At 35.6% G+C, this 8,751-nt stretch carries 6 protein-coding genes and 1 pseudogene; 3 read left to right on the top strand and 4 right to left on the bottom strand.

Annotated elements, in window-relative coordinates; all coding sequences use genetic code 11:
* The 3 genes and pseudogenes from ACIQ0D_RS03160 to miaA form a co-directional block, all read left to right on the top strand.
* Positions 1–258, top strand: a pseudogene (locus ACIQ0D_RS03160) (tRNA nucleotidyltransferase); the annotation flags it as partial.
* An 81-nt stretch (positions 259–339) separates the two neighbouring features.
* Positions 340–978, top strand: coding sequence for a hypothetical protein (locus ACIQ0D_RS03155; protein WP_395803013.1), 639 nt, complete (start codon positions 340–342; stop codon positions 976–978).
* Between the two features lie 28 nt (positions 979–1,006).
* The gene (gene miaA / locus ACIQ0D_RS03150) at positions 1,007–1,906 is read left to right on the top strand and encodes a tRNA (adenosine(37)-N6)-dimethylallyltransferase MiaA (RefSeq protein WP_395803011.1); all 900 of its coding nucleotides are present in this window, start codon (positions 1,007–1,009) and stop codon (positions 1,904–1,906) included.
* Here the strand turns inward: miaA and ACIQ0D_RS03145 are convergent.
* From ACIQ0D_RS03145 to rpoC, 4 genes are all read right to left on the bottom strand, one after another.
* Positions 1,878–2,579: an ion channel gene (locus ACIQ0D_RS03145; RefSeq protein ID WP_395803009.1), complete on the bottom strand. Its 702-nt coding sequence runs from the start codon at positions 2,577–2,579 to the stop codon at positions 1,878–1,880. The genes miaA and ACIQ0D_RS03145 overlap by 29 nt on opposite strands.
* Positions 2,580–2,894: a DUF3467 domain-containing protein gene (locus ACIQ0D_RS03140; protein WP_291402846.1), complete on the bottom strand. Its 315-nt coding sequence runs from the start codon at positions 2,892–2,894 to the stop codon at positions 2,580–2,582.
* Positions 2,895–2,986: 92 nt separating this feature from the next.
* A protein-coding gene (locus tag ACIQ0D_RS03135; RefSeq protein WP_395803007.1) for an IS3 family transposase occupies positions 2,987–4,338 on the bottom strand; the annotation gives its coding sequence in 2 pieces (ribosomal slippage) (positions 2,987–3,855 and positions 3,855–4,338; 1,353 coding nt in all).
* 78 nt (positions 4,339–4,416) lie between these two features.
* A complete protein-coding gene (gene rpoC / locus ACIQ0D_RS03130) occupies positions 4,417–8,703 on the bottom strand; it encodes a DNA-directed RNA polymerase subunit beta' (protein WP_395803005.1) in 4,287 nt (1,428 codons plus the stop codon).
* Between the last annotated feature and the right edge of the window lie 48 nt (positions 8,704–8,751).

Genomic DNA, 8,751 nt, shown 5'->3' with positions numbered 1-8,751 from the left:
TACCGCCGTAATTTTGACCTTGTAAAACAAAAATTGAAAGATGTGGAGGAAAGTGATCAGCTTAGAAACTGGCAACCTCCTGTTAGTGGTGAAGACATAATGAAGGCTTTTAATTTGAGCGCTGGCAAAAGTGTTGGAATCATTAAAAATCAAATTAGAGAAGCTATTCTTGAAGGAGAAATAAAAAACTCAAGAGAAGAAGCTTATGAATTTATGATACAAAAAGGTAAAGATCTCGGACTAATTCCAATTGTTTAAAGAAAGATTAACACAAAATTTCAATAAAAATCACAAACTTCTTTTCAAATAGTATTTTTGTAAAATATTTAGAATAAAAAAATGGCAATTTATAGATTTAAGGTTTCCTTTGAGGACTATGATGATATTGAGAGAGATATAGATATCAAATCAAATCAGACATTTGAAGACCTCCATCGTGCTATCCACAAATCAACAGGATATAATCCTGAATTATCGTCCTCATTTTATGTGAGTAATGATCAATGGAAAAAAAGCGAAGAAATTGCCTTCCTACCCAACCAACGCAAAATAAACAATGGTGTAGCTAGCATGGAAAACTCGAAGCTAAGCAATTTTATAGATGATCCTCATCAAAAATTCTATTATACCTATAATTTCGACAGACCATATGATTTTCATGTTGAACTAGTTAAAATCCTTCTTGAAGAAGAATCAGGGAAGACGTATCCATGCGTATTTAGAAGTCTTGGGGAGGCACCCAAAATGGCGGGCAGCGTCATTATTCCTCCGGTTGCAAAAGCAGCAATATCCGATGATTTTGATTTCCTAAATGAACTAGATTTTCAACCAGAAGATACAGAGGATTTAGAAGAAATGACTGAAATGGGCATAAATAGTGCATCTGAAGATGAAGAAGATGAAAAAGATGAATTCATGGATGAGTTTTCTGATGATGATTCTTATGATTCTGAAGATATCCAAAAGGACGATTATTAATATCTAATCGCCAAATAGCGCTTTACCAATGAATAAAACACTAATTATTATTGCAGGACCAACTGCAATTGGTAAAACAGCATTGGCAATTAAATTAGCTCAATACTATAAAACGGAGATAATTTCTGCCGATTCAAGGCAGTTTTACAAGGAAATGAGCATTGGTACTGCCAAGCCATCGATAGAAGAGCTAAAAGCCGCAAAACATCATCTAATCGATAGTCATTCAGTTTTAAATCAATTCAATGCGGGTGATTTCGAAAAAGAATCTATAAAAATAATTAATGATTTGTTTATTAATCATAATGAAGTTATTATGGTTGGTGGCTCCGGTTTATTTATAAATGCCGTTTGTTACGGATTTGATCCCCTGCCCGTAGCATCAGAGGAAGTGAGAGAAAAACTCAATAAACAATTCGTAGAAAATGGAATCACTTTTCTACAAGATAAATTAAAGACCGTTGATCCTGAATATTTTGCTCAAGTAGATTTAAACAACCCACAACGAATAATCAGAGCCCTAGAAGTTTATCAAAGTACTGGTAAAACATATTCATCATTACGTACTAATAACAAGAAACAAAGGCCATTTAATATTATTAAAATTGGTTTAAATGACGATCGGGAAGAATTATATCAGCGAATAAATTTACGTGTAGATGAAATGGTTATAAATGGTTTGTTTGAGGAAGTTGAAAGCCTAAAAACTTACCAGCATTTAAATGCCTTAAATAGCGTAGGATATTCAGAAATATTTGATTTCTTGGATGGCAAATATAGTCGTGATGAAGCCATCGAAAAGATAAAACAAAATACAAGAAGATTTGCAAAAAGGCAATTAACTTGGTTCAATAAATCAGATGACATCAAATGGTTTGCTCCAAATCAATTTGAAGCTATTATTCAGTATCTGAATTCCATTGATTAGAATCTTGAGCTCTTGGAGCAAAGAAATTAAAGAACAAGAAAAGAAAAGATATAGTACTGATTATCTGAAGTATAACTAATATTTTACCCGTCTCGTTTATTGGATAAAAATCACCATAACCAATAGTAACTCCTGTTATAAAACTAAAATACAATGCATCAACCCAACTGTTAATAGGCATGTTAAGATAATTTCCTGCAGCATAAATAACTCCGAAAGAGGCTATCAACTCAAAAAAATTAAAAAATAACAGAATAACAGACCTGTTAATCAATTTTTCTCTATTATGCTCTGGCAAAAAAATCTTGTAAAAAACATACAAAAAAGTCTCTAAAAGCAGATAAATATTAAAAATATAGAGCCATTGATAGTGCCAAAGATTATAGTAAAGCATAATAAATGGCAACGCTGTTTTAAAAACAACATATAATTCACCAAAAAGCTTTCTTGATTGAATAGTCAGATTTCTAGTGAGCACTTTAATATAAATTCCAGGAAATAGAAGCTTAGAAGTAACTAAAAACAGCCGGAATAAGCGCTCAATACCAAAATCTTGATAATGAGAATTTTCCCATACATTTTTAATTTCTTTGAAGTAATGGCTTGAAGGAGGTGATTTGACCTTATCAGCATCTTGACTTCCAAAAACTAACTTCTTGAAATGTTTTCTCAATTAGGCTTGTGCTGTAGGTCCTCCAAAATTCATTGGAATTCCCGGTTGACCTTCATTAATTTTAATACGGCCATTTATAGCCTCAAATTTTTCAATATTCTCCTCAAGAGCAATTAAAAATCGTTTTGCGTGCTCTGGGGTAAGTACAATTCTTGATTTCACGCGTGCTTTAGGCACACCAGGCATTACCCTAATAAAATCTAAAACAAATTCGGTGTTAGAATGTGTGATTACAGCTAGATTTGAGTAAATACCTTCTGCAACCTCTTCAGAAAGCTCAATATTTAATTGATTATCGATATTATTTTCTTCCATGGTATAAAGTTATGAATTATGGACTTATTTTTTGTAAAATAAAAAAGTCCTTCTTTTTGGACTGAACCCCAAAAGTTGGACGAATTTAATAATTAAGTTTTAAAGTGATGAGCTCGGTATTGTACCGGGCTCATTCCATTTAGATTAAGCTTGATTCTGTCATGGTTGTAGTATTTGATATATTCATTTATCTCTTTTTTTAGGTGAGTAATTGATTCATATTTGTTCAGATAAAACAGTTCTGACTTTAGTGTTCCAAAGAAGTTCTCCATTACGGCATTGTCTAAACAATTTCCTTTTCTTGACATACTTTGTTTGATGCCATTTTGTTTTAATACAAACTGGTATTGTTTCATTTGGTATTGCCAGCCCTGGTCTGAGTGCATTAGTAGTGATTTAGATTTATCTGTCTTCTTTAACGCTTTTTCTAGCATGCTCATGATACTTTTAAAGTCAGGACGTTCCGATAGCTCATGGCTTATTATTTCTTGGTTGTATAAGTCTAAAACGGGTGATAAATAAAGTTTCTTACCTAAAACATTGAACTCAGTTACATCGGTTGTCCATTTTTGATTAGGTCGTTTTGCTTTAAAAGATCTGTCCAAAATATTTGGTGCTATTCTTCCTTGTTCACCTTTATAGGATTTATACTTCTTTCTTCTTATCAAACTTTTTAGTTTTAAGCTACCCATCAAACGAAAAACAGTCTTGTGGTTTATGGTTAATCCACTTTGACGAAGTAGCATCGTGATACGCCTATAACCAAGCCTGCCTTTATGGTTGTGATAAACACGCTCAATCTCTTTTTTAACTTCTGTATACTTATCCTCTGAGCCCTGCTTTGCATAGTAATAAAAACTACTCCTGGCCATTTTAACGCACTTGAGGAGTGTTGCCAAATTGTGTTGATGCCTTAGTTCTATTATGGCTTTTGCTTTTTGTCTGCTTGAACTAAGGCTTGGAGCTTTTTTAGCAAGGCATTTTCTGCTCTTAAGTATTCATTCTCCTCCAACAACTCTTCTTCACGTGTTAAAGGTTTTGAAGACTTTCTTGCTTTACGTTTAATGGGTGGTTTCATCTTAGGTGGACGACCTTTTGGTTTATTATTTAAGCCTTGTATACCTTCTGATTCATACGCCCTTTGCCAACTTGTGATTGTCGACATGGCAGGTATTTCAAAACGGACACAAGCCTCTTGTAAAGATAAAAGTTCCTTCTCAATAGTTTGTATCACTTTTAACTTATAGGATATATCGTAGTATTGATAATTCCTAGCTTTTAAACCTTCTTTCCCAAACTGACGGTAAAATCCTAGCCATAGTCTAAGGTTGGAACGCTCTATCCCTTTTTCTTCAGCAATTGAACTTACTGAACGGTTGTTTTTAACTACCGCTTCAACACATTGAAGCCTAAATTTGTAATCGTACTTGATTCGTTTATTCATAAAAATGCCCCCATTAAGTGTCTAACTTTTTGGGGGCAGTCTATTTCAGAAGGACTTTTTTATTAAAATTAGTGAGAATTAAGCCTCTACTTCTTCTTGTTTAGAAGCTAGTAATTTATCGTATTCTTCTTGAGAACCAACGATGATACGCTCGTATTGACGTAATCCAGTTCCTGAAGGAATTAAGTGACCTACGATCACGTTTTCTTTCAAGCCTAATAAGTTGTCACGCTTACCGCTAATCGCTGCTTCATTCAATACTTTGGTAGTTTCCTGGAAGGAAGCCGCAGAAATAAACGATTTAGTACCCAATGAAGCACGAGTAATACCCTGCAACATTTGACTAGAAGTAGCTGCAATTGCATCACGAGTTTCAACAAGTCTCAAATCTTTACGTTTAAGAACTGAATTCTCATCTCTTAATTTACGTACAGAAATAATTTGACCAGCTTTCAAGTTCGGTGAATCACCTGGCTCAACAACCACACGCTTATCATAGATTTCATCATTTTCTAATTGGAAATCCCAACGATCAACCAATTCCTTTTCAAGGAAACGAGTATCTCCAGCATCTTCAATCATCACTTTCTGCATCATTTGATGAACGATAGTTTCAAAGTGTTTATCATTAATCTTCACACCCTGAAGACGGTAAACTTCCTGAATACCATTAACAAGATATTCTTGAACTGCTGCTGGTCCTTTAATAGACAAGATATCAGCAGGAGAAATTGAACCATCGGATAATGGCATACCCGCTTTTACGAAGTCATTATCTTGTACAAGAATGTGCTTAGACAATGGAACAAGATATTTCTTAACTTGACCATCTTTCGACTCGATAGACATTTCACGATTACCACGCTTAACACCACCTAAGGTTACAACACCATCGATTTCTGTTACAACAGCTGGATTTGAAGGGTTACGTGCTTCAAATAATTCCGTTACACGAGGTAAACCACCGGTGATATCTCTTGTTTTGCCTGTAGAACGAGGGATCTTAGCAATAATCTGACCGATTTTTACTTTTTCATTCTCTTCAACTGCAATGTGAGCACCTACTGGAATGTTATAACCTTTGATACCATTACCTTTTTTATCCGCTACACGAATAACTGGGTTTTTAGTTTTATCACGGGTATCAATAATAACCTTTTCTCTGTGTCCAGTTTGCTCATCCGATTCTTCACGGAAGGTAACTCCCTCAATGATTGCTTCAAATTCAGCTTTACCTTCAAATTCAGAAATAATAACCGCATTATATGGATCCCAGCTACAAATTTTGTCGCCTTTAGAAATCTTAGCTCCATCCTTAACGTACAAGTATGCACCGTAAGGAATGTTATTTGCCATGATCATTTTGTTAGTACCCGGCTCAACAATTCGGAATTCACCAGAACGTCCTAAAACAACCTCAAGAGTTCCTTCTGGTGTTTCGTGACTTACAGTTCTAACATTTTCAAACTCAATTACACCATCAAACTTAGCATTGATTTGTGATTCCGCAGCAATGTTAGATGCAGTACCACCCACGTGGAAGGTACGTAATGTTAACTGTGTTCCAGGCTCTCCAATAGATTGAGCGGCAATTACACCAACAGCCTCACCCATTTGCACTCGTTTACCTGTTGCAAGGTTACGTCCGTAGCAAAGAGCACAAACACCACGCTTACTTTCGCAAGTAAGTACTGAACGAATCTCAATTCCCTCAAGAGGTGAATTTTCAATTTTAACAGCTACATCTTCTTCGATATCTTCACCAGCAGAAACTAACAATTCATTAGTTAATGGATCGTATACATCATGTAAACTAGTTCTACCTAAAATTCTGTCGTATAAAGGTTCAACAATATCTTCATTATCCTTTAATGCAGTGGTATAGATTCCTCTTAATGTTCCACAATCAGGCTCACCCACAATCATATCTTGGGCAACATCATGCAAACGACGAGTTAAGTAACCAGCATCGGCAGTCTTTAATGCCGTATCCGCCAAACCTTTACGAGCACCGTGTGTAGAGATAAAGTACTCTAATACCGATAATCCTTCTTTAAAGTTTGATAAGATTGGGTTTTCAATAATCTCACCACCTGAACCTGATTTTTGAGGCTTAGCCATCAAACCACGCATTCCGCATAGCTGACGAATCTGCTCCTTAGAACCACGAGCTCCAGAATCAAGCATCATATAAACCGAATTGAAGCCTTGATTATCGCTCGAAAGCTGGTTCATTACATTGGCAGTAAGACGGTTATTGATACGAGTCCAGATATCGATAATTTGGTTGTATCGTTCGTTGTTGGTAATGAATCCCATATTATAGTTATTCATTACTTCTTCAACTTCTTTAGTTGCTTGTTCAATTAAGTGCGACTTTTCAGCAGGAATGTTTAGATCCTGAAGATTAAATGAAAGTCCACCTTGGAATGCCATTTGGAAACCTAATTCTTTGATATCATCAAGGAACTGTGCTGCACGTGCCATACCAGTGTTTTTTACAACATCACCAATAATATCACGAAGAGATTTCTTAGTAAGCAATTCATTGATATAACCTACTTCTTCTGGAACTCTTTGATTAAAGAGAACACGTCCAACAGTAGTTTCAATTATTTTCTTAACTAAACTTCCATCTTTTTCTTTCGAAAAGGCTTTAACCTTAATAAATGCATGTAGGTCAATTTTACGCTCATTGTAAGCGATAATAACCTCTTCAGGAGAATAGAAAGTTTGATCTTGCCCTAATACAACACGAGTTTCATCAGTTCTACGGCCTTTAGTAATATAGTAAAGACCCAAAACCATGTCTTGTGAAGGTACTGTGATTGGAGTACCATTTGCAGGGTTTAAGATATTATGAGATGCAAGCATTAACATTTGGGCTTCCAAAATTGCAGCATTACCTAATGGTAAATGCACCGCCATCTGGTCACCGTCAAAATCCGCGTTGAATGCCGTACATACTAATGGGTGTAATTGAATTGCTTTACCTTCAACTAATTTCGGTTGGAAAGACTGAATACCTAAACGGTGTAATGTAGGAGCACGGTTTAATAAAACTGGGTGGCCTTTCAATACATTTTCTAGAATATCCCAAACGATTGGATCTTTACGATCTACAATCTTTTTAGCAGATTTTACAGTTTTAACCACTCCTCTTTCAATCATTTTACGAATGATGAATGGTTTGAACAGCTCAGCTGCCATATCTTTAGGTAAACCGCACTCATGCAATTTCAAGTTCGGTCCCACAACAATTACGGAACGTGCTGAATAATCCACACGCTTACCTAATAAGTTTTGACGGAAACGACCTTGCTTACCTTTCAGAATGTCTGAAAGAGATTTTAATGCGCGATTACCTTCAGTTTTAACAGCATTTACTTTACGTGAATTGTCGAATAATGAATCTACAGATTCCTGAAGCATACGCTTCTCGTTACGTAAAATTACCTCTGGAGCTTTGATTTCAATCAAACGCTTCAAACGATTATTACGAATAATTACACGACGGTAAAGATCATTTAAATCTGAGGTAGCGAAACGACCACCTTCCAATGGAACTAAAGGACGTAATTCTGGTGGAATAACCGGAACGATTTTAACAATCATCCACTCCGGACTATTCTCAATTCTCGTATTTGCACCACGGAAAGCTTCAACAACCTGAAGTCGTTTTAAAGCCTCTGTTTTACGTTGCTGTGATGTTTCAGTATCAGCTTGATGACGAAGATCATAAGATTGCTGATCAAGGTCTAAGCGTCCTAAAAGATCCTGCAATGCTTCAGCACCCATTTTAGCAATGAATTTCTGAGGATCATTATCATCAAGATATTGGTTTTCCTTTGGTAAGGTATCTAGGATATCTAAATACTCTTCTTCTGTAAGGAAGTCCATTTTTTGAATTCCATCAGCCTCTTTCAAGCCTGGTTGAATTACTACATAACGCTCATAGTAAATGATTAAATCAAGCTTTTTAGTAGGTAAACCTAATAAATAACCGATTTTATTGGGTAATGAACGGAAATACCAAATGTGTGCTACAGGAACCACAAGATTAATGTGTCCCATACGCTCACGACGTACTTTCTTTTCAGTTACTTCAACACCACAGCGATCGCAGACAATACCTTTATAACGAATACGCTTGTATTTTCCGCAATGACATTCGTAATCCTTCACGGGACCAAAAATACGCTCGCAGAATAAGCCATCACGCTCAGGTTTGTAAGTCCGGTAGTTGATAGTTTCCGGCTTTAACACTTCACCACTTGAACGCTCCAAAATAGATTCTGGAGAAGCCAAACTAATGGTTATCGAAGTGAAATTACTTTTAATTTTATTATCTTTCTTGTAAGACATATCTCTTTATAAGTTTAAAGATGAAAGCTGAAAGCAAAATTTAAGACG

It is taken from the genome of Daejeonella sp., from assembly GCF_044342615.1.
GTDB lineage: Bacteria > Bacteroidota > Bacteroidia > Sphingobacteriales > Sphingobacteriaceae > Daejeonella.
This window is presented reverse-complemented; position numbering and strand designations above follow the sequence as displayed.

Excerpts from the sequence above, each read along its gene's own strand:
- ACIQ0D_RS03140 (WP_291402846.1), bottom strand. The coding sequence starts at position 2,894 with ATGGAAGAAAATAATATCGATAATCAATTAAATATTGAGCTTTCTGAA.
- ACIQ0D_RS03155 (WP_395803013.1), top strand. The coding sequence starts at position 340 with ATGGCAATTTATAGATTTAAGGTTTCCTTTGAGGACTATGATGATATT.
- miaA (WP_395803011.1), top strand. The coding sequence starts at position 1,007 with ATGAATAAAACACTAATTATTATTGCAGGACCAACTGCAATTGGTAAA.
- rpoC (WP_395803005.1), bottom strand. The coding sequence starts at position 8,703 with ATGTCTTACAAGAAAGATAATAAAATTAAAAGTAATTTCACTTCGATA.